General features: G+C 61.0%; 22 protein-coding genes. 14 read left to right on the plus strand and 8 right to left on the minus strand.

What is annotated here, in order from left to right; genetic code table 11:
* Positions 1 to 40 precede the first annotated feature (40 nt).
* On the minus strand, positions 41 to 487 hold the full coding sequence (locus tag GQX66_RS25830) for a hypothetical protein (RefSeq protein ID WP_039767163.1): 447 nt from the start codon (positions 485 to 487) through the stop codon (positions 41 to 43).
* Positions 488 to 715: 228 nt separating this feature from the next.
* On the opposite strand from GQX66_RS25830, the gene tssB reads away from it, so the two are divergent.
* From tssB to GQX66_RS25890, 12 genes are all read left to right on the plus strand, one after another.
* Entirely contained in the window at positions 716 to 1,258 is a 543-nt protein-coding gene (gene tssB / locus GQX66_RS25835; RefSeq protein ID WP_007958861.1) for a type VI secretion system contractile sheath small subunit, read from the plus strand.
* 29 nt (positions 1,259 to 1,287) lie between these two features.
* Positions 1,288 to 2,772 carry a type VI secretion system contractile sheath large subunit gene (gene tssC, locus GQX66_RS25840; RefSeq protein ID WP_039767165.1) on the plus strand — a complete coding sequence of 495 codons (1,485 nt, stop codon included), beginning with the start codon at positions 1,288 to 1,290 and terminating at the stop codon, positions 2,770 to 2,772.
* Between the two features lie 76 nt (positions 2,773 to 2,848).
* Positions 2,849 to 3,346, plus strand: a complete 498-nt coding sequence (locus GQX66_RS25845) for an Hcp family type VI secretion system effector (protein ID WP_007958866.1) — start codon at positions 2,849 to 2,851, stop codon at positions 3,344 to 3,346.
* Between the two features lie 15 nt (positions 3,347 to 3,361).
* A complete protein-coding gene (gene tssE, locus GQX66_RS25850) occupies positions 3,362 to 3,805 on the plus strand; it encodes a type VI secretion system baseplate subunit TssE (RefSeq protein WP_240871979.1) in 444 nt (147 codons plus the stop codon).
* Positions 3,789 to 5,582 carry a type VI secretion system baseplate subunit TssF gene (tssF, locus tag GQX66_RS25855; RefSeq protein ID WP_240871980.1) on the plus strand — a complete coding sequence of 598 codons (1,794 nt, stop codon included), beginning with the start codon at positions 3,789 to 3,791 and terminating at the stop codon, positions 5,580 to 5,582. The genes tssE and tssF overlap by 17 nt, the downstream gene beginning before the upstream one ends.
* Entirely contained in the window at positions 5,546 to 6,571 is a 1,026-nt protein-coding gene (gene tssG, locus GQX66_RS25860; protein ID WP_102687018.1) for a type VI secretion system baseplate subunit TssG, read from the plus strand. The genes tssF and tssG overlap by 37 nt, the downstream gene beginning before the upstream one ends.
* Position 6,572: 1 nt before the next feature.
* Positions 6,573 to 9,113, plus strand: coding sequence for a type VI secretion system ATPase TssH (gene tssH, locus GQX66_RS25865; RefSeq protein WP_240871981.1), 2,541 nt, complete (start codon positions 6,573 to 6,575; stop codon positions 9,111 to 9,113).
* A gap of 46 nt (positions 9,114 to 9,159) precedes the next feature.
* Positions 9,160 to 10,206 (plus strand): hypothetical protein, encoded by a 1,047-nt coding sequence (locus GQX66_RS25870; RefSeq protein ID WP_085746096.1) that lies wholly within the window; start codon positions 9,160 to 9,162, stop codon positions 10,204 to 10,206.
* A gap of 169 nt (positions 10,207 to 10,375) precedes the next feature.
* Positions 10,376 to 11,002, plus strand: coding sequence for a DNA/RNA non-specific endonuclease (locus tag GQX66_RS25875; RefSeq protein ID WP_007958878.1), 627 nt, complete (start codon positions 10,376 to 10,378; stop codon positions 11,000 to 11,002).
* A 7-nt stretch (positions 11,003 to 11,009) separates the two neighbouring features.
* Positions 11,010 to 11,384, plus strand: a complete 375-nt coding sequence (locus GQX66_RS25880) for a hypothetical protein (protein ID WP_007958880.1) — start codon at positions 11,010 to 11,012, stop codon at positions 11,382 to 11,384.
* Between the two features lie 15 nt (positions 11,385 to 11,399).
* Complete coding sequence (tssI, locus tag GQX66_RS25885) at positions 11,400 to 13,409, plus strand: type VI secretion system tip protein VgrG (RefSeq protein ID WP_134022206.1); 2,010 nt, start codon at positions 11,400 to 11,402, stop codon at positions 13,407 to 13,409.
* Between the two features lie 12 nt (positions 13,410 to 13,421).
* The gene (locus GQX66_RS25890; protein WP_102687015.1) at positions 13,422 to 13,964 is read left to right on the plus strand and encodes a toxin-antitoxin system YwqK family antitoxin; all 543 of its coding nucleotides are present in this window, start codon (positions 13,422 to 13,424) and stop codon (positions 13,962 to 13,964) included.
* A gap of 224 nt (positions 13,965 to 14,188) precedes the next feature.
* On the opposite strand, the gene GQX66_RS25895 is transcribed toward GQX66_RS25890, so the two are convergent.
* Positions 14,189 to 14,584, minus strand: a complete 396-nt coding sequence (locus GQX66_RS25895) for a DUF4280 domain-containing protein (protein ID WP_007958887.1) — start codon at positions 14,582 to 14,584, stop codon at positions 14,189 to 14,191.
* Positions 14,585 to 14,774: 190 nt separating this feature from the next.
* Between GQX66_RS25895 and GQX66_RS25900 the strand changes: the two genes are divergently transcribed.
* Together GQX66_RS25900 and GQX66_RS25905 are read left to right on the plus strand one after the other, a co-directional pair.
* Entirely contained in the window at positions 14,775 to 15,842 is a 1,068-nt protein-coding gene (locus tag GQX66_RS25900) for a phosphotransferase family protein (protein ID WP_240871982.1), read from the plus strand.
* 38 nt (positions 15,843 to 15,880) lie between these two features.
* A complete protein-coding gene (locus GQX66_RS25905; RefSeq protein WP_064380507.1) occupies positions 15,881 to 16,648 on the plus strand; it encodes an SDR family oxidoreductase in 768 nt (255 codons plus the stop codon).
* A gap of 45 nt (positions 16,649 to 16,693) precedes the next feature.
* On the opposite strand, the gene GQX66_RS25910 is transcribed toward GQX66_RS25905, so the two are convergent.
* From GQX66_RS25910 to GQX66_RS25935, 6 genes are all read right to left on the minus strand, one after another.
* Positions 16,694 to 17,290, minus strand: coding sequence for a TRIC cation channel family protein (locus GQX66_RS25910; protein WP_240871983.1), 597 nt, complete (start codon positions 17,288 to 17,290; stop codon positions 16,694 to 16,696).
* 1,009 nt (positions 17,291 to 18,299) lie between these two features.
* On the minus strand, positions 18,300 to 18,542 hold the full coding sequence (locus GQX66_RS25915) for a DUF1652 domain-containing protein (protein WP_084776931.1): 243 nt from the start codon (positions 18,540 to 18,542) through the stop codon (positions 18,300 to 18,302).
* 179 nt (positions 18,543 to 18,721) lie between these two features.
* Entirely contained in the window at positions 18,722 to 20,212 is a 1,491-nt protein-coding gene (locus GQX66_RS25920; protein ID WP_240871984.1) for a helix-turn-helix transcriptional regulator, read from the minus strand.
* 77 nt (positions 20,213 to 20,289) lie between these two features.
* Positions 20,290 to 21,180 carry a LysR family transcriptional regulator gene (locus GQX66_RS25925; RefSeq protein WP_179694516.1) on the minus strand — a complete coding sequence of 297 codons (891 nt, stop codon included), beginning with the start codon at positions 21,178 to 21,180 and terminating at the stop codon, positions 20,290 to 20,292.
* 6 nt (positions 21,181 to 21,186) lie between these two features.
* Positions 21,187 to 23,394, minus strand: coding sequence for a molybdopterin cofactor-binding domain-containing protein (locus tag GQX66_RS25930; protein ID WP_240871985.1), 2,208 nt, complete (start codon positions 23,392 to 23,394; stop codon positions 21,187 to 21,189).
* Positions 23,394 to 23,858: a (2Fe-2S)-binding protein gene (locus GQX66_RS25935; RefSeq protein ID WP_085602752.1), complete on the minus strand. Its 465-nt coding sequence runs from the start codon at positions 23,856 to 23,858 to the stop codon at positions 23,394 to 23,396. The genes GQX66_RS25930 and GQX66_RS25935 overlap by 1 nt, the downstream gene beginning before the upstream one ends.
* Between the last annotated feature and the right edge of the window lie 3 nt (positions 23,859 to 23,861).

Consider the following 23,861-nt stretch of genomic DNA (forward strand, 5'->3'; position numbering starts at 1 on the left):
CCCTTCGACTGCACCGCGAACCGGCGGCGGACGGTGTGTTTCAGTTTTCCTTGCTGACCAGGCTCATCTCGCGACTGTCGAACTTGAGCCATGCGTCGCTCTGATCGTCCAGCCGCAGGCGGTGCGCTCCGGGAGTGTTATAGCTGGCGAAGACCAAAAGTCCAGCCGCCCGCTTGCCCCCCAAAGGGAACGGCTGGCGGTCGATGAATTGCCCCGGCACCAGCTCCAGCCCCCACACGCTCATCAGCTGACGATAGTCGCGCTGGTACTGCTCGCGCTCGGCAAACCACTGACGGGCACTGATGCCCGACAGTTGCTTGAGCAGATCCGGATCGTTGACCGCGATGAAATCCACGGCGATCGGAGTGTCGTCATTGGCCTTGGGAGCGACGTCGAGGGTCAGGCTGTCGAGATCGACTTTCGGCCCGAAAAACGAACAACCGGCGAGCAGCGCAAACCCGATTGTTAGAAAAAGTCGTGCAGACAAAATGAATTTTCCTTTTCGCCAGTCAGTCCAAAAAAGTTTTTCGCTTGCATTTTTATAGACCTGTTCTAGCGTCTTGGGTAGTTCGGTTCCTACAGCCGAATGAGGAAGGTTTGTCAAAGGAACGACAGGTCATCTGCCACCCTTTCTAACCTGTGGTCCAGCAAGGGAAAGCGATGAACGGGCCTCCCCGATGCATTGCGCCCGCTCATCGCATCGGAGTCCGCCGACATGGCAGAAAGTACCCAGCACAAGCTCGACCGGGTTCGCCCGCCCCGCGTGCAAATCACCTACGACGTCGAAATCGGCAATGCCATCGAGAAAAAGGAATTGCCGCTGGTAGTCGGCATCCTCGCCGACCTCTCGGGCAAGCCGCTCGAACCCTTGGCAAAACTGACCGAACGCCGTTTCACCGAAATCGACCGCGACAACTTCAACGACGTCCTCGCCTCCATCGCCCCCCGCGCCACGCTGCAAGTCAACAACACCCTCAGCGGCGACGACAGCAAGCTCAACATCGAACTCAACTTCAAGCACATCGACGACTTCGACCCGGTCAAGGTGGTGGAGCAAGTCACGCCGCTGCGGCGCCTGTTCGAGGCCCGCCAGCGTCTGCGCGACCTGCTGACCAAACTCGACGGCAATGACGATCTGGACAAGCTGCTGCGCGACGTCATCGCCAACACCGAAGGCTTGCAAGAGATCAAGTCGGCCCGCCCGGACACCGCTGTCCCGGCCGCTGATGCCGAAGCTCCGGCCGAACCGCAAGCCTGATCGTCCACCTGACCGAGGAAGAATTCGCCATGCCCGCCGCCGCCCAGAATCAAGCCAGCGAAAATGCTGCCGCCGAGACTTTATCCCTGCTTGATCGAATCATCGCCGAGGGCCGCATGGCCCATGACGACAGTCAGCAGGATTACGCCCGCGACATGCTCGCGGAATTCGCCACCCAGGTGCTCGACGAAGGCATGGCCATCGACAAGGACACCGTGGCGATGATCAACGACCGCATCAGCCAGATCGACGAGCTGATCAGCGCCCAGCTCAACGAAGTGCTGCACCACCCGGACCTGCAAAAACTCGAAGCGTCCTGGCGTGGCCTGCACATGCTGGTGCAGAACACCGAAACCAGCACCCGGCTGAAACTGCGCCTGCTCAACGTGACCCAGAAAGAGCTGCAGAACGATCTGGAAAAAGCCGTCGAGTTCGACCAGAGCGCGCTGTTCAAGAAGATTTACGAAGAGGAATACGGCACCTTCGGTGGCCATCCGTTCAGCCTGCTGGTGGGTGACTACACCTTCGGCCGCCACCCGCAGGACATCGGCCTGCTGGAGAAACTGTCGAACGTCGCCGCGGCCGCCCACGCCCCCTTCATCGCTGCTGCCAGCCCACGGCTGTTCGACATGAACAGCTTCACCGAACTGGCGGTGCCGCGTGACCTGTCGAAAGTGTTCGAGAGCCAGGAGCTGATCAAGTGGCGCTCGTTCCGCGAAAGCGAAGACTCGCGTTACGTCTCCCTGGTGCTGCCGCACTTCCTGCTGCGCCTGCCTTACGGCCCGGACACTTCGCCAGTGGAAGGCATCAACTACGTCGAAGACACCAACGGCACCGACCACAGCAAATACCTGTGGGGCAACGCCGCGTGGGCGCTGTCGCAACGTATCACCGAAGCCTTTGCCAAATACGGCTGGTGCGCGGCGATCCGTGGCGCTGAAGGCGGCGGCGCGGTTGAAGGTCTGCCGGCGCACACCTTCCGCACCAGCTCCGGTGATCTGTCGCTGAAATGCCCGACCGAAGTGGCGATCACCGACCGCCGCGAGAAAGAGCTCAACGACCTCGGTTTCATCGCCCTGTGCCACAAGAAGAACAGCGACATCGCGGTGTTCTTCGGCGGTCAGACCACCAACAAATCCAAGGTCTACAACACCAACGAGGCCAACGCCAACGCACGGATCTCGGCGATGCTGCCGTACGTGCTCGCGGCCTCGCGTTTCGCCCATTACCTGAAGGTGATCATGCGCGACAAGGTCGGCAGCTTCATGACCCGCGACAACGTGCAGACCTACCTCAACAACTGGATCGCCGACTACGTGCTGATCAACGACAACGCGCCGCAGGAAATCAAGGCGCAGTACCCGTTGCGTGAAGCGCGGGTGGACGTCACCGAAGTCGCCGGCAAGCCTGGTGCCTATCGCGCGACGGTATTCCTGCGGCCGCACTTCCAGCTCGAAGAGCTGACCGCGTCGATCCGCCTGGTTGCGACCCTGCCGCCACCGGTAGCCGCCTGACCTGCACACGCCCGCAGGGTTTTCCTGCGGGCGCCTCCCGTTTGCCTAGCGCGACACCTTTCAGGAGTTTCAAGCGATGGATGCAATCATTCTCGACCTCGGCGGCGACATCAAAGGCGACAGCCTGCTCGAGGGTTACGCGGACAAGATCGAAGTCATGTCCTACAGCCACAACGTGGCGATGCAAGTCACCAACGACGTCAGCAACTCGGAGCGCACCTCCGGCAAGCCCCACGTCGGCGAGTTCACCCTGACCAAATTCGTCGACACCTCCACACCGTCGCTCAACGAATACTGCTGCGCCGGCAAACCGATCCCGGAAGCCAAGATCACCATCGGCCGCAACGCCGCCGAAGGCAGCGGGCAACTGCTGCCGTTCATCATCTACACCCTGACCAACGTGGTGATTTCCAACGTCAGCGTCAGCGGCGGTACCGGCGGCAAACCGGTGGAAACCCTGTCCCTGAACTTCACCAAGATCAAATGGGAACTCACCGCGCAGAAAGACGACGGCACCAAGGAAGGCACAGCGGCCTCGACCTGGGACATGGCCGCCAACAAGCTCGTCAGCTAACCCGGCGGCGCGGCCATGGCAGGCACCGGCTTACTTCCACCGCTGTTCGAACGCCTCGCCTCGAGCGAGGGCGACGAGGCGCGGGAGTTCGATCGGCAGGATTTGCTCGACTCGGTGCACGCCGAGCTCGGGCGCCTGTTCAACACCCGCCGTGGCCCGCGCCCCCTGACCTCCCCGCCCAGTGTCATCGACTACGGCATCGCGGACTGGAGCGCCCTGCAACAACAGCGCAGCGATGACCGGCGTCGTCTGGCGCGGGACATTCGCGAAGCCATCACCCATTTCGAACCACGCCTGCTGCTCGGCGAGGTTCAGGTCAATCCCCTGCCCGAGCACCCGCAGCGCCTGAGCATTCGCCTGACCGGTGAATTGCGCAGCGGCTCGCAGCACTGGCCGGTGGCATTTGTCATCGAGCCCTGCAACGAAGGGCTGGAGGTGCGCCATGAGCGACTCGATTGACCCGCAATTGCTCGACTACTACCAGCGCGAACTGACCTGGCTGCGACATGCCGGCGGACAGTTTGCCGAACGCTATCCGAAAGTCGCACGACGGCTGGAACTGTCCCCCGGCGAATGCCCCGATCCGCACGTCGAACGATTGCTGGAAGGTTTCGCCCTGCTCGCCGCACGTCTGCAACGGCGGCTGGATGACGACTACGCCGAATTCAGCGACGCGCTGCTCGAACAGCTTTATCCCCTGGCCATGCGCCCGTTGCCGTCGTGCGCGATCGTCCAGTTCGAACCGGACCCGAGCAAAGGCAACCTCGACGGCGGCTATCCCCTCCCCCGGGACACGCCATTGTTCGTCACCACCAGCAAGGGCGAGAGCATTCACTTTCGCACCAGCGCCGCCGTGCGTTTGTGGCCAGTCGAAGTCAGCGAAGCCTTGTTGCTGGGTAGCGATGAAGCCCAGGCGCTGACCGGTGTGGCGCAGTCCCGCTCGGCGTTGCGCCTGAGTCTGCGTTGCCTCGGCGACAGTCAGTGGTCCGAGCTTGGCATCGAACACTTGCGCATTCACCTGGCCGCATCACCAGTGATCAACGCCAGCCTCTATGACCTGCTCGGCGCCCACGCGGTGCAGGTGCTGGCCGGCTCGCCGGGGAGCATTCCCGCCGGCGTGAAAGGTCTGCCGAAGATGGTTGGTTTCGCCGACGACGAAGTGCTGCTGCCGGACGAAGACGGCGTGCATCCAGGTATGCGCCTGCTGGCCGAGTACTTCGCGTTCCCGGACAAATTCCACTTCTTTGATCTGCCACTGTCCGGCGTATCGAGTGACAGCCAGACGCTGTATCTGTACATCGTTTTTGATCGGGCCCCGGCCGGCCGATTGCACTTGCAGGCCAGCGATATAGCGCTGGGCTGCGCGCCGGTGATCAACCTGTTCCCGCGCACTTCGGAGCCGCTGCGCCCGGACGGCACCCGCAGTGAGTATCGACTGATCGCCGACAGCCACCGGGAAAACAGCGTCGAGATCCACAGCATCCGCAGCGTGCGCGCCAGCTCCGCCAGCGGTGTGCAACGGCTGCCGGCGTATTTCGGCAGCCAGCACAGCAGCGGTGACCGGCAACGTTACTGGCATGCGCGGCGAGTCAACGGACAGACGCCGAACCGGCTCGGCAGCGATCTGTTGGTCAGCGTTGTCGACACCCGTTTCGAACCGCAGACCGATCTGCCCGATTACAGCCTGACCGCCGAACTGCTCTGCACCAATCGGCATCTGGCCCAGAGCCTGCCCGCCGGTACACCGCTGGGTTTCGAACGGCCGGGTCCGGTGGCGTGGGCACGCCTGCGCAATCCCCCGAGCCCGCAGAGCCTGCCGCGTCTGGACGGTGATTCGCGCTGGCGGCTGGTCTCGCAACTGACCCTCAATCATAAGTCGCTGGTCGAAGGGCCGCAGGCACTGGATGCGCTGAAGGAAATCCTGACCCTGCACAACCTGCGCGATGAAGCCAGCGCCCTGCGCCAGATTGAAGGTCTGCTGAGCCTCGGTTGCGAACGAGTAATCGGCCATGTCGGCGCCGACGCCTGGCGCGGCTGGCGCAACGGGCTTGAAGTGCAATTGCAGCTTGATCCACAGCATTTCGTCGGCAGCAGCGCGGTGTTGTTTTCAGCGGTGCTCGCGCAATTCTTTTCGGTGTACGCCACGGCCAATCGCTTTGTGCGCACGGTGCTCATGCAGGCAGACAAGGAGGTCAAGGCATGGCAACCCCAAGCCGGCATGCCCCTGTCGCTCTGACCCTGAGCCAGCGCCTGCGCCGTGATCCACAGGCGTTCGAATGGTTGCAGGCGTTGCTGTTGCTGGAGCGCGAACAGCCCCAGGCCGACGCCCTTGGTTCGGGTACATCGCCACAGGCCGAAGCGCTGAAATTGCGCGGGCCGCTGACGCCGTTGTTCGCCGCCAGCCAGATCGAAAGCCTGGAAGAAAACCCCGGTGAACCGCTGACCCTGAACTCGCCGATGTTCGGCCTCGGCGGCCCCGACGGCCCGCTGCCTTACGCCTATCAGGAATGGCTGCAACAACGTGCGCGGGCCAAGGATCACGCGCCCGCCGAGTTCCTCGACCTGTTCCAGCATCGGCTGCTGAGCCTGCTATACAAGGTGATGCGCAAACACCGGATCGCCCTCGGTTTCACCACGCCCGGCGCTTCGCCCGTGCAGGCGCAATTACGGGCGCTGACAGGGTTGTTGCCCAAGTCCCTGCAGGAACGCCAGGCGATTCCCGACTGCGCCGTTCTGGCCTGCACCGCGTTGTACGCCGATGGCCGCCGGTCATTGGCGGGGTTCGCGGCGATTGTCCGTGAGCAGTTTTCCGTGGCGGTGGAACTGAGCGCTTACGAGGGGGCGTGGCGTGAGATTCCACGTGCCAGCCGCAGCGTCATGAAGGCCGGCGGACGCAATCTGCAGCTCGGCCGCAGTGCTGTCGCCGGTACTCGGGTCTGGGATGAACATGCCGGAATTCGTCTGACGCTGGGGCCGCTGCCATCGACGCAGGCCGCGCGATTCCTGCCGGAAGGCGAAGCGCATCCGGCACTGGCCAGCCTTGCTGCGCTGTATTTCGGCCCGGATCTGGACGTGAAACTGGTGCTGCTGGTGCGCGGTGCGGGGCCGCTGCAACTCGGCCGACAAACCCCGGCCCTGCTGAGCTGGAACGGTGGCCTGCAACGCCAGACCAGCCTCGCCGTGCAACGGATCGAAACCCGCCTGCGTCAGCTGGAGATTACCTGAAATGGAACTGGCCAGCCTGATCGGACGCCTCAACCCGGACAACCGCCGCGCCCTCGAACGTGCCGCGCAACGGTGTTTGCAGCGCGGGCATCACTTTGTCGAGATCGAGCATCTACTACTGGAGTTGCTGGATATCGAGGGCGGCGATTTTGCTTTTCTGCTGCCGCGCTTCGGGCTGGAGCGTGATGCGCTGACGGCGGAGATCAACAAGGCGCTGGACCTGTTCAAGACCGGCAGCACGCGCACGCCGGCGCTGTCTTCGCACACGCTGGGATTGTTGGAAGACGCCGTGGTGCAGGCGAGTGTGCTGGGGATCGACAGCATTCGTTCCGGCTTGCTGTTGCTGGCGCTGATCGATCGCGACGAACGCCGCAGCCTGCTGCTCAACAGCGCGTCGTCATTGCTGCGAATTCCGAAAGAAGCCTTGCGCGCAAACCTGCTGGAATGGACGGCAAACTCCCGTGAGCACGTTGGCCCGCGCTCTGTGTCTTCGGGGAGTCCAACGCCACGGCAAGACTCTGTGCTCGATCAATACACCCAGGATCTGACCGCCGACGCCCATGCCGGGCGCATCGACCCGATCGTCGGTCGCGATGGCGAAATCCGCCAGTGCGTCGACATTCTTCTGAGACGCCGGCAGAACAACCCGATTCTGGTCGGCGCACCCGGAGTCGGCAAAACTGCCGTGGTCGAAGGCCTGGCACTGCGCATCGCCGCCGGGGATGTGCCGCCGTCGTTGCAGGAAGTCAGTTTGCGGGTGCTCGACCTTGGTTTGCTGCAGGCCGGGGCCGGGGTCAAAGGCGAATTCGAACAGCGGCTCAAAGGTGTGATCGACGCAGTTCGCAGCGCCGACAAGCCGATCATCCTGTTCATCGACGAGGCCCACACGCTGATCGGCGCTGGCGGTGCCGAGGGTGGCAGCGACGCGGCCAACTTGCTCAAACCCGCGCTGGCCCGAGGAGAGTTGCGCACGCTGGCCGCGACGACCTGGATGGAATACAAAAAATATTTCGAGAAAGACCCGGCCCTCGCCCGCCGCTTCCAACTGGTGCAGGTGGAAGAGCCGGACGAAACCACCGCCGTGGAAATGCTACGTGGCGTCGCCGCCAAACTCGAACAGCATCACGGCGTGCAAGTGCTGGATGCCGCGATCCACGAAGCGGTGAAACTCTCGCACCGCTACATCTCCGGCCGCCAGTTGCCGGACAAGGCCATCAGCGTCCTCGACACCGCCTGCGCCCGGGTCGCCCTCGGCCAGCACGACGTGCCGCCACCGCTGGAGAGCCTGCGCCACCGTCAGCAAAGCCTCAAAGAAGAAGTTGAACGCCTGCGCCGGGAACAGGCCACGGGGCTTGATCACCGCGAGCGCATCACCCTGCTGGAAAGCGAATCGAAGACCAACGTCCAGGCCATCCGCGAACTTGAAACCCGCTGGAGTGAAGAGCGCGTGGCGGTGCGTGAACTGCTCGACACTCGCCGCGAATTACTTGACCTCAGTGAACGCGCCGACAGCGACAAACCGGATGAAGCCACCGACAGCCGCATCGATCACCTCGCCGCCGAACTGCTGCGCCTGGAAGCCGGGCTCGATGCGATTCGCCAGGACGATCCGCTGGTGCCCGAACAGGTCGACGGCAAAACCGTCGCCGCCGTGATCGCCGGCTGGACCGGCATCCCCGTCGGCAAAATGCTCGCCGACGAAGCCCACGCCGTGCGCACCCTCGGCACACGCATGGGCCTGCGAGTGATGGGCCAGAGCACTGCGCTCAACACCATCGCCCAACGATTGCAGGCCTATCGTGCGGGTCTCACCGATCCGCAAAAACCGGTTGGCGTGTTTCTGCTGGTCGGCCCCACGGGCGTTGGCAAAACCGAAACCGCGTATGCGCTGGCCGATGCCTTGTACGGCGGCGAACGCAACCTGATCAGCATCAATCTCTCGGAATATCAGGAAGCCCACACCGTCAGCCAGCTCAAGGGCGCACCACCCGGCTATGTCGGTTACGGCAGCGGCGGCGTGCTGACCGAAGCCGTGCGGCGCAAACCGTATTCGGTGGTGTTGCTGGATGAAATCGAAAAGGCGCATCCGGATGTGCTGGAAGCGTTTTACAACGTGTTCGACAAGGGCTTGATGGAAGACGGAACCGGGTTGGTGGTCGATTTCAAGAACACCGTGATGCTCGCCACCAGCAATGTCGGCGCCGAACTGTTGCTCGATACACCGACTACACAACTCGGCTCGGAAGTCTTCAACGAGGCGCTGCACAAAGTCCTCCTGCAAGCCTTCCGCCCGGCTTTTCTGGCACGCATGACGGTGGTCGCGTATCGGCCGCTGGATGAGCAGACGCTGGAAGGGATTGTGCTGGCGAAGCTGGAAAAACTGCGGGGCCGTTACAAGGCGGCTACCGGCAAGCAGTTCGAGTTTGATTCGGGAATCGTCAAAGCCGTGCTCGCCAAATGCAGCGCAGCAGGCGCGCGGGATGTCGAGAACGTGCTGATGACGCAGGTGACAGGGAAATTGGCGGAGTGGGTGTTGGAGTAAATGACGTACTGTCATTGAAAGCTAAAAAAATACAGGAGTTAATGGAATGCCGTTACCCAGCGCGCCTCAACAGAGACCTGTTATCAACGTTTTGTCACCGCACAATCCCAACCATCTCTGCATCCTCAGTGTTGTGCTGGGTGTCATCGGGCAGCATGTCACCACCAAGAGCCCGGAAGAGGTACAGGCCTACACTCACCCTGGTGAAAGTACCATTTATGTTGCAGCGAACAAAAATGGCGAGTCATTGATTGCCGCCTGTGAGGTGCTTCTAACCGCCATACACCCCGGTGGTAGTAATGCACTCATGGAAGCGGCCAGAATTCTCCATGTGTTGTTCTCGGAAACGGACCGAGTGATCAATCAGAACATCCCGGAATACGAGTTGCAGGAAAGCTGGCTGAAGAGCAATCAGGTTGGTAATAAAAATGGCAATTGGGCGACAGACGAAAACTCCAAACTGGTCAGATGGAAGTTTCTCGATCGCGCGCCGATCATTCCTGACACCAAACTTTACGTTACCAACATGCCCAGCAAGACCGCGGAGGAAAAGGCAAAGGTCGCCGAAAAAATTCTTGAATTGACCTACAACCCCCGCCTCAACACCAAACAACTCAATAACCTATTGAATTTGGTCAAGGCATTCAAAGAGCAGAAACCATTGCCACGTACGGTGGTGCTGAGCCCGATAACAAAAATAACCAACACTCCTCCAACACCGCATGCCCTGCAATATGTAGAGAATGATGGCTACCATGCGGAAATTTCGCTGATGCGAGCTTTGATTATCGGCAGTGGCTTCAAACCCGTTATCAAGGGAAATCTGGGCGGTAAAAAAGCCGCATGCGCAAAGTGCAGCGCCTGGTTCAGCAAGGTTAAAACGCTGTCGGCGAATCAGATTGATCCTTCTTTTCCAAACGAAGCTGAATTCGGTAATTTGCGACCACAACGACAATCACCTACCAATTGGGCGGCGCCAAAGTTCTCCCCCCACGTTTTTTCCTCGACTGACTTCACTGTTTTCAAAACGGTGTATGAAGGCGCCGGCAAGGTCACGACAAGCGCAGAAGAAGAACTCATGGAATTCACTTGAGGCTGGTCAGCCCATCACAACAGAGTCGCCAACGTCTACGTTCAGGGGATTTAGGGGATTTAAGGGGACAGATTTATTTATGCGAAACAAATAAATCCGTCCCTTCAGGAGAGCAGCAAGCCTATTGGTAAATTTTCAAGATTGCAGGCCTTTAACGGGACTAACGCCAATGCCATTGAATCCGGAATACAAATCCACCACTGTCAACGTAAACGGTAGCAACGTCACGGTGCCTCTTTATGCAAAGGCAACTTTGACATCGACCAACATGACCGGCGGCTCGGGTCCGGATCAGTCCTTGCGACCACCGGGATTCGTGTCCGGTACTTGCCCGGAACATCATCAACGAGGGCATCTGATTGGAAACAAGCTGGGCGGCAGCGGAACCGATCTTCGGAATCTGGTAACACTGACCGAAGGTAGCAACCATCCAATCATGTATGAGTACGAAGCCATGGTTTACGAGTACGTGAAGAAGAATCCCGGGATCGAGTTTGTGTATCAAGTCACCGCACAGTACGACACCTCGCGCTACTTGGTTGCGCAAGTTGCACCCGGTGGTTCGACATCCGGGGCTGCCAACAATCCTTACTGCCCGCTTCCCTGCCCGGAATCTTTACGAATCGACTTTTTCTACGCAGAAGCACCTGGAAAGTTGAATTACCCATTGATATATCGGGTTTTGACGGAGCATGGTGAAGGCTGGAACACTGGACCGCTCTATATTCTCAACGGCGTGTACAAGTTTCACGAAGGTAGCCCGAAACATGTCGCCCAAGGCTGCTGGGCATCGTGAGGTGACTATGAGCTTCGATATTTTCCCGACACTCGAACACGAGATAAGGCTGAGCCCTCCTGAGCGCGCGGTCACACTGATCGCTGCCTGCAATACCAATGAAATCGGCCGATTCAATGTTCGTGAAACCGTCTATCAAACACTCATTGGCTCCAGACCCGAACAGCGAAAAACTCAGTCCTGGATATTTACCTCCAGTGTGATCCGCGCACAGACGGACAGCCGCGATCGGGTCATGGTGTTTGTCAGCGTCAAGAAAAAATATTTGAAAAAAGTATCTGACTCACTCAATGGATGGAGCTGCCCCCACGGGACGCCAATGCAGGTCATCAAAGTTCAACATGGCATCGCATCCTCACAACTTGTTTTTGCGAATTCTTGATCGGAGGCAATGCGGATGCCCCGCTCCACCGACAGCAACACTACGCTCTCCCTCACCGCCACCTCGCTGTCGGCGCTTTACCCTGAGTCGCTCTCCGGTGAGGAAACCCTGAACAACCTCGGCGTTCAAACCCTCAACGGATTGAATGACGGTACCTCGCTCACCCTCACCAGCGCCGTTGCCACCCACGTCACCACCACCCTGCACAACGACGCTCAATTGCGCCCGTTCGATGCCTTGGTCGCTGAAATTCGCCAACTGCCTGCCGATGCCACCGCCGAGCGCTATCAGTTGGTTTTAAGACCGTGGCTCTGGTGGTTGACCCTGGCCAGCAACAACCGCGTATTCCAGAACCTCACCACCTCCGACATCGTCACCACAATCTTCAAAGCTCACGGTTTCACCGATTTCAAACTCTCACTGACCGGCAGTTACACCCCACGTGAATACTGCGTGCAGTACGGAGAAACCGATTTCGCCTTCGTCTCGCGCCTGCTGGAGGAGGAAGGCATCTTCTGGTTTTTTACCCATCAAGACGGCAAACACACGCTGGTGCTGGGCGACAGCAACGACGCCTTCGTACAGATTCCCAACGGGCCGAAGGTCAAGTATCTGGGTCAGCAATTGGGTGAGCGCGAGCTGCACGGCATCCGCTCAGGCCAGGTGTGTCTGCAAGCGGTGGCCGAGGTGTACAAGGCGACGGATTACGAGTTCACCACGCCGACCACTTCACTCTATGGCCAGGCCGAAGCCGTGGCCGGACCGCGTTCGATCTACGAGCATCCCGGCGGTTACAACGCCAAGGCTCGGGGCGATGCATTGACCAAACAGCGGGTCGACGGGCTTCGCAGTGAAGAGAAACGCTTTGTTGGCGAAAGCGACTGCCGCTGGCTGATTCCAGGCCACTGGTTCACCCTCGACGGCCACGAAAACGCGAGCCTGAACATCGACTGGGTCGTCACTCGGGTGACCCATGACGCCAGCCACGAAAGCTATCGCAATCGCTTCGAAGCAATCCCCAAGGCCACGCCGTTTCGTCCGCAACGCCTCACGCCCAAACCGCGCATGCACCCGCAGACCGCCATCGTAGTCGGCAAGTCCGGCGAGGAAATCTGGACCGACGAATACGGCCGGATCAAGTTGCAGTTCCCGTGGGATCGCGACGGCAAGAATGACGAAACCAGTTCCTGCTGGGTGCGCGTGGTGCTGCCGTGGAGCGGCAAGGGTTTCGGCATGCAGTTCGTGCCGCGGATCGGTCAGGAAGTCATCGTGACCTTCATCGACGGGGATCCGGACCGGCCGCTGGTGACCGGTTGCGTCTACAACGGTGATAACGCCCTGCCCTATGCCTTGCCGGCGAACCAGACCCAGTCGGGAATCAAGACCCAATCGTCCAAGGGTGGCGGTGGTTTCAACGAACTGCGTTTCGAGGACAAGAAAGACGCCGAAGAAGTGTTCCTGCAAGCGCAGAAAGATCTGAAGATCAACGTGCTCAACGACACCACCGCCACCGTCGGCCACGACGAAACCCTCACGGTGCAGAACGCCCGCACCCTTACGGTCAAGGAAGGCGACGAAACCGTCACGCTGGAGAAAGGCAAACGCAGCGTGACGATCCAGACCGGCAGCGACAGCCTCGATGTGAAGGACAGCCGCACCGTGAAAGTCGGCGCCGACCAGAACCACAGCACCGGCGGCAACTACACCGACAAGGTCACCGGCGATTACAGCCTGACGGTGGACGGCAACCTGACGATCAAGGTCAGCGGCACCCTCACCCTGCAAAGCGGCGGCAGTTTCACGATCAAGAGCGGTGCAGATCTGGCGACTTCGGCCAGCACTTCGATCACCCAGAAGGCCGGCACCGCCATGACCAATCAGGCCGGCACTTCGCTGGACAACAAGGCCGGAACCACGCTGACCAACGACGCCGGCATCAGCCTGACCAACAAGGGCGCTGCCTCACAGACCGTGGACGGCGGCGGCATGCTGACCATCAAGGGCGGGCTGGTGCAGGTCAACTGACAAGGAGAAGCCATGGCGATCACACCACTGGATCTGCAGCAGGATGACAAACACCTCAAGGGGCGATTGCAGGACGGCCAGCTCGACGGCCCGTTGAACATCAAGGATGACGGGCGCCCGCAGGCGGATCTGAATTACAGCCAGGGCGAATTGCAGGGCACGTCCCTGCTCTATCACCCCAATGGCAAGGTTTCGGCGCAGATGCCGTTTGTGCGTGACAAGCTGCAAGGCATTGCCAGTTTCTACGCGCCCGAGGGCTGGCTGCAGCGCAAGGCCAGCTATCGGCGCGGGTTGTTGCATGGCGAGGCGTTCAATTACTTTCCGGACGGGCAAGTAGCGGAGGCCGAGTTCTATCGCGATGGCGTGCGTGAGGGGCGCTATCAGCGCTTTCATCCCAACGGCAAGCCGGCGGTGGATGCGCGTTATCTGAATGGGCAGTTGATGGAACCGGAGCAAGGGTTTGCCGAGGACGGGCGGCCGCTGGATGCCGATGGCAAACCGATTTCCCGGGTGCGCTGGTGGTTTCGCAAATGGACGGATCCGCAGCAGGCCTGAAAAGCCCCCTCACCCTAGCCCTCTCCCGAAGGGAGAGGGAACCGATCCGGGAATATTGGCGAGTTCCACCGACGTGAAAGATTTGCGCTGAATCCATAATCGCTCGGTCGATCAGGTCGATGTAAGCCGAATGACACCTCGGTCGGCTCCCTCTCCCTCCGGGCGGTCCGACGTTTCGGGAGGGCTGGGGTGAGGGCCATGGATTTAACGACAAGCGAAGAAGCTCAGGGAATCAACATCTGCATCTGCCCCGGCATCACGATCTTGATCACCCCTGCCCAGTTGCACATCAACGTGCTGTTGGCATCGATCGCCGGCATCCCGCCCAGCAGTAAGGTCGGCGCACCGCCGGGGATCCACGGCGTGGCGGTGGCGGGAATGCACGGCATCGGCGTCAACACGCCCAGCGCCGCAGCCGTGGCAGCAGCGACCATCGGGTTGGCCATGCTCATGCACATGCCGAACGTGGTGACGTTGACCAGCGGAATGTGATCCATGATGTTCGCCGCCGGCATCCCGCCGGTCAGCGTGCGGTTGACCGGCAGCACGTTGAGCACCGCCGGTGCGGCACCGAAACTGCATTGCAGGGTGGCGCTGGCACAGACTTGCGGGCAGCCCATTTCAAAGCTCCTTCGTAAACAAGGCATACGCGCTAAACCTTAGTCGCCAGCGGCCCCGCGCGCACATTCCCAAAGGTGATTATCGTCCAACACGCTAACCTATAAGACCGAACCGCGCTTGTGACGACCCGAGCGCGCCATTAGATTAGCCAATGATGTGTGGCCTCCAAAATAAGCAGAAGGGATAAGCATGGCGCTTACTGACCAGTCCACCCGTATCCGCTCTGGCGAAGAACTCGATGCCAGCCTGATCGATCCGTACCTCAAGGCGCACATTCCGGGCCTGACCGGCACGCCGCAGATCAGCCAGTTTCCCGGCGGCGCGTCGAACCTGACCTACCTGCTGGAATACCCGGACCAGGAATTCGTCCTGCGCCGTCCGCCGTTCGGCCACAAAGCCAAGTCCGCCCACGACATGGGCCGCGAATTCCGCATCCTCAACCAGTTGCGCGATGGCTTCCCGTATTGCCCGAAAGCCTACGTGCACTGCACCGACGATTCGGTGATCGGCGCCGAGTTCTACGTGATGGAACGGGTCAAGGGCATCATCCTGCGCTCGGACCTGCCGCCGGAACTGGGCCTCGACCCGGCCAAAACCGAAGCCCTGTGCAAGAGCTTCATCGACCGTTTCGTCGAACTGCACCGCGTCGATTACAACGCCTGCGGCCTCGGCGATCTGGGCAAACCGGAAGGCTACGTCGCCCGCCAGATCAAAGGCTGGAGCGAGCGTTACGAAAAAGCCCTGACCCCGGACGCACCGCACTGGGAACAGGTCAAAGCCTGGCTCAACGACAAGATGCCGGCCGATCACCCGACCTCCAGCATCGTGCACAACGACTACCGCTTCGACAACGTCATCCTCGACCCGAACAACCCGATGCAGATCATCGGCGTGCTCGACTGGGAACTGACCACCCTCGGCGATCCGCTGATGGACCTGGGCAACACCCTCGCCTACTGGATCCAGGCCGACGACCCGGCACCGGTGCAACTGATGCGCCGCCAGCCAAGCCACGCGCCGGGCATGCTGACCCGCCGCGAATTCGTCGATTACTACGCCGAGCGTTCGGGCATCCAGATCGACAATTTCGACTTCTACTACACCTACGGCCTGTTCCGCCTGGCCGGCATCGTGCAGCAGATCTACTACCGCTTCTTCCATGGCCAGACCCAGGACAAACGCTTCGCGCAGTTCATTCACATGAACAAACTGCTGGAGCAGATGAGCCTGCAGGTCATTGCCAAATCCAGCCTCTGATGACGGCGTTATAACAAGGCTTACTACAAGGGAATCCCATGTCCAAGACTCAGTTGTTCGACCTCGACGGCAAGATCGCTTTCGTCTCCGGCGCCAGCCGCGGCATCGGTGAAGCCATCGCCAAACTGCTGGCCCAGCAAGGCGCCCACGTCATCGTTTCGAGCCGCAAACTCGAAGGCTGCCAACATGTGGCCGACGCCATCATCGCCGCCGGCGGCAAGGCCACCGCCATCGCCTGCCACATCGGCGAAATGGAACAGATCAGCCAGGTCTTCGCCGGGATCAAGGAACAGTTCGGGCGCCTGGACATCCTGGTCAACAACGCCGCGACCAACCCGCAATTCTGCAACGTACTGGACACCGACCTCGGCGCCTTCCAGAAAACCGTCGACGTGAACATTCGCGGCTACTTCTTCATGTCGGTGGAAGCCGGCAAGCTGATGCGCGAAAACGGCGGCGGCAGCATCATCAACGTAGCGTCGATCAACGGCATTTCGCCGGGGATCTTCCAGGGCATCTACTCGGTGACCAAAGCCGCCGTGATCAACATGACCAAAGTCTTCGCCAAGGAATGCGCGCAATTCGGCATCCGCTGCAACGCCCTGCTGCCAGGCCTGACCGACACCAAGTTCGCCTCGGCCCTGGTGAAGAACGACGCCATCCTGAAACAGGCCCTGACGCAGATCCCGCTCAAGCGCGTAGCCGACCCGAGCGAAATGGCCGGCGCCGTGCTGTACCTGGCGAGCGATGCCTCGAGCTACACCACTGGCGTATCGCTGAACGTGGACGGCGGATTCCTGTCCTGATCCGCTTCTGACGCAAAACAAAAGGCAGCCCAAGGGCTGCCTTTTTCATGCCTCCAAAACCTTCGGCAACTGCCAGCCGAAATGCACCGACAACAACCGCAACAACAAACACGCCGCCCCCGCCAGCAACGCAGCCGCCACCGGCGGCACACCCAGCCTGCGCCCGACAATCAATACCGCCGCACCGACAAACGCCGAACTGGCATACAGATCCGCCTGCAACACCACCGGCACCCGCGCCAGCACAATGTCACGCAGCACCCCGCCGCCGACCCCGGTAATCGTGCCCATCAGCATGGCCACAAACGGCGAGATCCCGAAATTCAACGCCTTCTGCGCCCCGGCCACGGCAAACAACGCCAGACCCGCCGCATCCAGCACGATCAGCGTCGAACCGGACCAACCCAGCACCTGCTCATGAAAAACAAACGCCACCCCGCCCATGGCAAACGCCAGCGCCGGATAACGCCAGTCCGCCACAGCCTTGGGCGGCGTCGCACCGATCAACAGATCACGCGTCACCCCGCCACCGAGCGCGACGATGAACGCAATCACCATCACCCCGAGCAGATCGAGCTGACTGCGCATCGCCGCAATCGCGCCTTCAACCGCAAACACCGCCGTACCGACCAGATCGGCCACCAGCACAATCCACTCGACCCGCGCCTTCACAGGCGCCCGGCTTATTGAGTGACGCAACGGGTCTTGGTGATGTGTCGAGTCACTTGCCCGTCGGCATACGCATCACCGGCGACCTCGGTATTTTCCATGACCTGACAAGTCCGCTCAGGCGGCGGAGGCGGTGCTGCCGGCGGAGGGGGTGGAGGACTGGCGCAACCACTGAGCAGCACCAGACCGAAAGCCGACAACAACGAAGAACACACGCGTTTCCCAGGATTGTTCATAGGATGACCCGCGATGAATGGAAGAAAACTCCCGTCGCCGAGCAGGACAACGCCCGGTTATGGAAACCGAACCACTCATTCCTTATAGACCAGTGGGGGGTGAGTGCCAGTGAAATGGTGGGATTGGGGGGAATTGGCTGTCGATTTTGGGCGGAGTTGTTGATTGGATCGTGGGTTCCGACGAATCGAGGACAACCTCAAGAGCCGGCCCTCACCCCAGCCCTCTCCCGGAGGGAGAGGGGGCCTACGGAGTTGTTCATTCGAGTTACATCGACCTGAACCAGCGAGGCGAACTCAGGTTTTGAAGAGCACAGTCGGCCTTACGCTCTTCACACTTCACACTTCACACTTCACACTTCACTCCCCACCCCTCACCACCCGCTCTTAACCACTCAAAACGATGAGCGTTAGCTCGAGTACCGCTTTTGATCGCAGGGCCCGTCGGCAGGCTGAGTGGAGGGATTGATCCGGGGGTGGGAGCGCAGCGACCGTGCGGCGCAGCCGCATGCATCGAGAGGAGGTGCAGCGAAGCAAACCGTAGGCGATGCCCCCGGATCAATCCCGGAGCGAAGGAACACCGAGCCAAAGCGAGGTGCCGAACGTCAGGGTAAAGCCTTTTTGGTTACTTTTGAGGCGTTTGTCAAAAGTGACCCGCTGTAAGAGCGGAACCGCCAGCCGCAACACCCGAAGAAACGGATACACACCCAAACCCAAAAACAGCATGGTCGGCCCAAAGGCCGCCAAGTTCAACTGGGCGAGCGCAAAGAATTACTCTCAAGCTCATACCGCAACTCACCAATCAAAGCATCCACCGCCTCTGGAGTTCGCAAGGCACCAAGACTCAACCCACTAATCACCAGATCCACCCGCCCCGAAACCGGCTCATAAAGCTTCACAGTCAGCGAATGATCCCCATCCACCACACACTCACAAGCCAACGGCGAAAAACTACGCTCAAGCCGAGCCCGCAACTGCGCCAGATAAATCATAGCGCCAGCTCCACACAACCAGGCTCAACAACCAACAACACATTCATAAAGGGCTGATCCATTAGCAGGTTCCAAAAAGACACGATCACCAAAAAAATGCATCGCACCTCAACAGACTAAGAACACCCCGCCCGATCAAACACCCGAATTTGCACCCCCTGAACTAGTGCATTTGCACCTTACCGCTGCCCCCGACCGCCCCCCGAAAACAACCCACGCTCGCGAGCCCAGACAATCGCCTCGCTGCGACTGTGCACATCCAGCTTCGAATACACCGTCGCCACATGATTGCGCACCGTGTTCGGCGCCAGCTTCAGCCGCGCAGCAATCTCCTTGTCCGCCAGCCCCTCACAGATCAGCGCCAACACATCACGCTCCCGGGCCGTCAGATCGGTGAACGACACGCTCGGCAGCTGCGGCGAGTTGACCTTCTTCACATTGGCCAGCTTTTCGATCAACGTCCGACTGAACCAGGATGCATCCTTCATCACCTCTTCAATCGCCGCCACCAGCTCAAGCTCGGTGCGCTTGCGCTCGGTGATGTCCATCAGCACCAGCAGATAGCACACCGCGTCCTGGATGTTGACGGTGTCGGCGGACATCGCGCACTCCAGCAGCTCGGCGTCTTTCCTGCGGATCCGCATATCGACGCGGTCAACGCGGCCGGTTTTCTCCAGTGCCGCCAGTAACCGGGCGCGTTCCGCCGGTTCATCGATGAAGTCCAGTTGCGCGACGGTCTTGCCGAGCACGTCGTCGCTCTCGTAAGCCAGGGTATCGAGAAAGGCCTGATTGACGTCGATCAGCCGCTGCTCATCGGCGCTGCAAATCAGGATCGGTACCGGCGTCAGGCGAAAGGCCTTGGCGAACCGCTCTTCACTCTGGCGCAGGGCGACTTCGGCCTTATGCCTGAGCTCCATGTCGACAAACGAAAACAGCATGCAATCCTCGTCATTGAGCACCAGCGGCTGCCCCGCGACGATCACCTGTTTAATGCCACCGTCCGGCAATCGCAGCTCGGCCTGCATCTGCGGGATCGTCGCGACATCGCGCAGGCGCTGGATCGCCAGGTCCTTGCGCTCGGCCTGTTCGAGAATATCCAGCTCATAGGTCGAGGCGCCGATCACTTGATCGCGGGTGTAGCCAGTCATCTCCAGGAACCCCGGATTGACCTTGATATAACGCAAGTCGCTGAGACGGCAGATCACCGCCGGCGCCGGATTGGCATTGAAGGTTTTTTCGAAGCGCTGTTCGGCATTGGCCCAGTCGGTGACGTCGCTCATGATCAGCACCAGCGACTCGATGTCGCCGTCGCGATCGGTCAGCACCATGCTGCGCACGCTGTGCACCCAGGTGCGTTCCTCATCACTGTTCGGGGTGACTTCGACCAACACGTCGCTGAAGGTTTCGCCGGTGGCTACGCGGCTGATCGGGTATTGCTCCGGTGTCAGCGTGTGGTTGTTGCGATAGCGCAGGTTGAAGCGCTCGACGTATTCCCCGGCATTGTTGCCCAGCTCGCCGATCCGGCTGACGCCATGCATCGCCAGCGCCGCCTCGTTGGCCCAGAGAATCGTCTGGTCGAGTTCCAGCAGAATCACCCCGTCGGACAGCCCGGCGATGATCTGCTGCAACTGACGGCGATTGGTTTCGGTGGTCAGGACGTCCCGGCTCATTGGTTCTCCACAAGTTCGCGCATGTGAAGTTTACGACCGCAGGCCGTTGTGATCGTGCCGGGCAACTTTGTCCCCGATTACCGAGCGCTGTGATCGACCAGCTCGCGCAGCGTATCGAGAAACAGCTTGAGCACCGGCGAGGCATCGTCCGCTCGATAAGTCGCGTACAGCGGCACTTGCGGCAACGCCGGGGTCAGGCGCCGGAACACCAGTCCGGCGGGAGCCAACTGCTCGATCGATGCGGGTAACAGCGCCACGCCAAACCCGGCGCGAACCAGACTGAGCAAGGTCTGCACCTCGATCACCTGCTGGCGGATCTGCGGAGTGAACCCGGCCTGAATGCAGCACTGATAGAGAAAATTGGCGAACCGCGACTGCTTCAATTCCAGCGCCACAAACGGCTCCTGCGCCAGATCAGCCGGCGCCAGCACCTCGCGTCGGGCCAGCGGGTGATCCTGCGGCATCACCACATGGATCGGTTCATGGATCAGCAATTCATTGCGCAATTGCGGGTCGTCATAACCGACGCGGAACACGCAGGCGTCGATGCGTTTTTCCTTCAACGCCTTGACCTGGGCCGCCGGGGTCATTTCATGCAAACGCCAGGTCACCTGCGGATAGCGCTCGCGAAACAGGTGCAGCGCCTTGGGCAGCACGCCGACCATCACCGAACTGATCATGCCGATTTCCAGCTCGCCCAGTTGCCCGCGACCAGTTTGGCGGGTCAGGTCCAGCGCCCGCTCGAGTTGCTCGAACACCAGCGGCGCCTGCTCCTTGAGCATCTGCCCCGCCGCTGTCAGCTCGACCCGATGGTGGCTGCGCTCGAACAGCGGCGTGCCGAGTTCTTCCTCCAGCAAACGAATCTGCTGGCTCAGCGGCGGCTGGCAGATGTGCAGCCGTTCGGCGGCGCGACCGAAGTGCAGCTCATCGGCCAGGGCCATGAAGTACCGCAGCAAACGCAGGTCCATGGCGACTTACCCCAGGTTCAGTGGCGTGGAACGCTGACGCACCCCGGTCAGGCTGAACAGCGCATTGGCAATCGCCGGGACCACCGACGGACTGCCCAGCTCCCCGACGCCGCCCGGTTTGTCCGGCTGGCCATCGAGCACGAGAATGTCCACCGGCGGCATGTCGGACATGCGGGTGACGCGATAGTCGTGGAAATTGCTCTGCACCACTCTGCCCTGCTGGATGTCGAGACGATCGAATAGCGCGTGGCCGAGGCCCCACATCAATCCGCCGTAAATCTGCTCCTCGACCCCGCCGGGCGACACCGCCAGACCGCAATCGACCACACAGGTCAGCTTCTCGACCCGCACCTTGCCGTCCACTTTCGCGACCCGCGCCACCACGGCGATGAAACTGGTGTAGCCCTGATTGGTGGCGATCCCCAGCGCCGTGTCCGGCGGCAGTTTCTGGCCCCAACCGGCGCGTTCAGCGGCCTGCTTCAGCACCGCCACATGCCGTGGCCGCTCCTGCATGTTGACCAGCCGGAATGCCAACGGATCTTCACCGGCCGCGTGGGCCAGTTCATCCATGAAGCTTTCCACGGCGAACACGTTGGGAATGAAGCTCACCGAGCGATACCAACCGCTGGGCACGTTGCTTTCGTGTTTGACCCAGTTCAGCTCCAGGTGCGGCGGACGGTAGGCGAAGTCCCACGCGGTGATCGCTTCGGTGGTGCTGTAATCCATGTGATCCGGACGCTCGAAATAGCCCGGCTCCCACTGTTCCGGCGAGGCAGGCGACACCGCGTGCAGTTGCAGCGCGGTGAGTTTGCCTTGGGCATCCAGCGCGCCTTTTACCCGATGCAGCGTGGCCGGGTGATTGAACAGCGCGTGCATCTCGTCTTCGCGGCTGTTGAGCAGTTTCACCGGCACGCCGGTCTTCTGCGCCAGATACGCGACCTCGAACAACCAGTATTTGGCTTCCCGCGCACCGAAGCTGCCACCGGACACCAGCTCATGAATGGTGACTTTTTCCTTGCCGATGCCGCACACGGTTTGCGCCGCTTCCAGCGCCGACGACGGCACCTGCACGCCGCCCCAGTAGGTGATCGCCTTGTCCTTGACCTGCGCGGTGATGCAGATCGGCTCCAGCGGGTTCTGCACCTTGTAGGGCATGGTGTAATCGGCTTCGAGCAGCTTCGCCGCACCCCGCCATCGTCCCGCGACATCGCCCTGGGCCATGGCTTTGACGGTTTGCGTTGCCGGGTCGCTGATCGCTGCGATCTGCGCCCTGGCCAGATCGGCGCTGTCGAAGCCGGCCAGCGGGGAATCGCTCCATTTGATCTCCAGCAGCTTGCGTCCCTGTTGCGCGGCCCAGAACGTTTCGGCCAGTACCGCGACGCCTTCGAGGTTGCCACCGAGCACGTCCGACCGACCGGGAATCGCGATCACCTTGCGCACACCCGGCACCTGCAACGCGGCCGCCGAATCCACCGCGACAACCTTCGCGCCCACTACCGGTGCGCGTTGAATCACCGCCACCAGCATCCCCGGCAACTGCACGTCGATGCTGTACTTGAAGCGTCCGCAAACCTTGGCCGCCGCATCGCGTTTGTGGCGCAGTTTGCCGATGTACTTGAACTGCGCCGGATCCTTCAGCGTGACGTTAGCCGGTGCCGGCAGATGCGCCGCCGCGCCGGCCAGTTCGCCGTAGCCGAGGCTGCGTTTGCTCGATGCATGCACGACCCGGCCTTCCTCGGTAGAGCAACTGTCGGGGCTGACTTTCCACTGCTGCGCCGCCGCACTGATCAGCAGCGCCCGCGCCGTGGCGCCAGCCATGCGCAAGCGATCGTACTCCAGCGACACACTGGTGCTGCCGCCGGTGGAGAAGACTTTCCAGACCGGATGAATGTAGGTGTCGAAGAACGGATCTTCCGGGGTGATGACCTGCACCGTCATCGGGTTCACGTCCAGTTCCTCGGCCACACATGCGGCCAGCGCGGTCTGGGTTCCGGTACCGGAATCGTGCTTGTGCACCACCAGTTTCACCGTGCCGTCGGGCAGCACGCGCACCCAGGCGTTGGGTTCGAATTCAGTGGCCGAGGTTTTCGCTTCAGTCGCCGCCGCACCGGAAGGCAGGTACAGCGCAATCGCCAGACCGGACGCCACCGTCACCGCCTGCTTGAGAAACACTCGGCGCGAGGGTTCATGAAGCGTGCCGTCGATGAGGCTCATCACGCCTCCTTCGGCGCATTCGCCGCACGTTTGATCGCTTTGTTGATGCGCCCGTAAGTGCCGCAACGGCAGATATTCCCGGACATCGCGTTGCGGATCGAGTCATCGTTGACCGGTGCGCCGGTGTTGAGCAGTGCGGCGGCGGACATGATCTGCCCGGATTGACAGTAGCCGCATTGCGGCACATCTTCGGCGACCCAGGCCAGTTGCAGCGGATGGTTTTCGCTGGGCGACAGGCCCTCGATGGTGGTGATGCTGTGGCCCGCGACGGCGGCCAGCGGCAACTGGCAGGAGCGCACCGCGACGCCGTTCAGGTGCACGGTGCAGGCACCGCACAGGCCCATGCCGCAACCGAACTTGGTGCCGGTGAGTTTCAACTGATCACGCAACACCCATAACAAGGGCATGGAGGGGGACGCCTCATCCAGCTCGCGTCGTTCGCCGTTAACCGTGAATGCAATCATTGT

Source organism: Pseudomonas sp. B707 (assembly GCF_022496685.1).
GTDB lineage: Bacteria > Pseudomonadota > Gammaproteobacteria > Pseudomonadales > Pseudomonadaceae > Aquipseudomonas > Aquipseudomonas paraglycinae.